The 1,895-nt window shown below is 45.3% G+C and carries 2 protein-coding genes; both read left to right on the top strand.

The genetic code is table 11. From position 1 onward, the window contains the following. Nucleotides 1-608 (top strand): hypothetical protein (locus WBA23_RS24305; RefSeq protein ID WP_424584871.1); only part of this gene is annotated, 608 nt, incomplete at its 5' end. Nucleotides 609-729: 121 nt separating this feature from the next. Then, a complete protein-coding gene (locus tag WBA23_RS24310) occupies nucleotides 730-1,818 on the top strand; it encodes an alkene reductase (RefSeq protein ID WP_424584872.1) in 1,089 nt (362 codons plus the stop codon). Nucleotides 1,819-1,895: the final 77 nt, after the last annotated feature.

Below are 1,895 nucleotides of genomic sequence, written 5' to 3' on the forward strand. Positions count from 1 at the left end.
GCTTTATTCTAACCGATTTACGCTCGCAAAAAATAAAACCGGAGTACATTGGTTGCGAGCGAACTAAAATTGGAACCAACTTCGGTTCGGAAGCGCACCTAAAGTGGTTCCAAAACCAAATGCTAACGGCTAAAGATTCTGGGCAGGTAGTAATTTGGCTCTCCGGCATTCCTTACATTAACCACGAAGGAGGACCGAACTACAATTGTAACGAAAACGATGATTGGGGTGGTTTTCCTGAAGAACGACAAGCCATTGCTAATTTTGTAAAAGAACACCAGATTCCGATTAGTATTGTTGCTGGAGATGCTCACATGGTAGCGATGGACGATGGCTCTAATAGCGATTATGCCGAGGGCGGTGGGGCTCCTATTCCTGTATTTCACGCTGCCCCCATCGATCGCTACGGTTCCTACAAAGGTGGACCATACTCTAAAGGATACCGATCTAGCAGCGGACAGTACGGAACCATTGAAGTAGAAGACAACGGCGGTGATGAGGTATGCTTTATTTGGACTGCAAAAGATGAAAACGGTAATGTGGTACAGAGTAATTCCGGGGAGGAACTCAGCTACCAGTTTTGCCTACCCGTTTCTTCAAATAGTTGAATTGCTGATTGCTGATGTTATCATTTTCCACCTGAGTTTTTCTCTACAAACAGATAACTAAAAGGTTAGAATGTAGTATATAGAATTATTGTTGTTACAATTATTTTAAATTATACTAATTATGCTTTTTGAATCTTTTAACTTAGGATCAATCACACTGCAAAATCGAGTGGTGATGGCTCCTATGACCCGAAACCGGGCTACCGATAATATCCCTAATGAACTGATGGCTGAATACTACGGACAGCGTTCCGGAGCAGGCTTAATTATTACCGAAGGAGTAGCTCCCTCACCTAACAGCTTAGGCTACCCCCGAATTCCCGGTGCTTTCTCTACTGAGCAAACCCAGGGATGGAAGAAAGTAGCCCAGGCCGCGCATCAAGGCGGAGCAAAAATCTTTATGCAGTTAATGCACACCGGGCGAGTAGGTCATCCGTACAACCTACCAGAAGAGGCCGAAGTAATCGGAACCACTACTACTCCGGTGCAGGGGGAAATGTATACCGATAAGGCAGGCCCGCAACCGCATCCGGCCGCCCGCCTAATGAACGAATCAGATACTAAGGAGGCGGTACAAGCGTACGTAACCAGTGCAAAAAATGCTATTGAAGCAGGCTTCGATGGAGTAGAACTGCACGGAGCGAATGGTTACTTAATTGAGCAATTTCTAAATCCTAATGTGAATAGTCTGGATAATGAATATAATGGCTCACACGAAGCTCGTTCTAAATTTGCGCTGGAAGTAGCGCAAGCAGTCATCGATGCGGTTGGAGCGGAACGAACCAGTATTCGGCTATCGCCCTACGGCGTTTTTAACGATACCGGCGCATTTGAAGGAATAGAAAAGGCTTACGAATATCTAGCCCAAGAGTTAGGTAAGCTAAACTTAGCCTATATCCACATTGTAGATCACTCGCCCATGGGCGCGCCTGAGGTACCCCGTTCTATTAAAGAGAAAATTCGCGATGCTTTTGACGGAACCATCATTATTAGCGGGGGTTACGATAAAGAACGAGCTGAGCAAGACTTATCTGATGGCTTAGGCCACTTGGTAGCTTTTGGTCGCCCATTTATTGCTAACCCTGACTTAGTTCACCGAATGAAAGAAGGCGCGGAACTTCAAGACCCCGATCAAGATACGTTCTATACGCCAGGTGAGGAAGGTTATACCGACTACCCAACTCTAGAAGAAGCCGAAGCAGCAGAGTAATATTTCGGTAGGGACATCATTAGTGACGTCCCTACTGATAAACTACAATTGTATTTTCAGAATCAATAATGTAGGGC

Origin of the sequence: Tunicatimonas sp. (genome assembly GCF_049647865.1) — a bacterium.
Lineage (GTDB): Bacteria > Bacteroidota > Bacteroidia > Cytophagales > Cyclobacteriaceae > Tunicatimonas.

Excerpts from the sequence above, each read along its gene's own strand:
- WBA23_RS24310 (WP_424584872.1), top strand. The coding sequence starts at position 730 with ATGCTTTTTGAATCTTTTAACTTAGGATCAATCACACTGCAAAATCGA.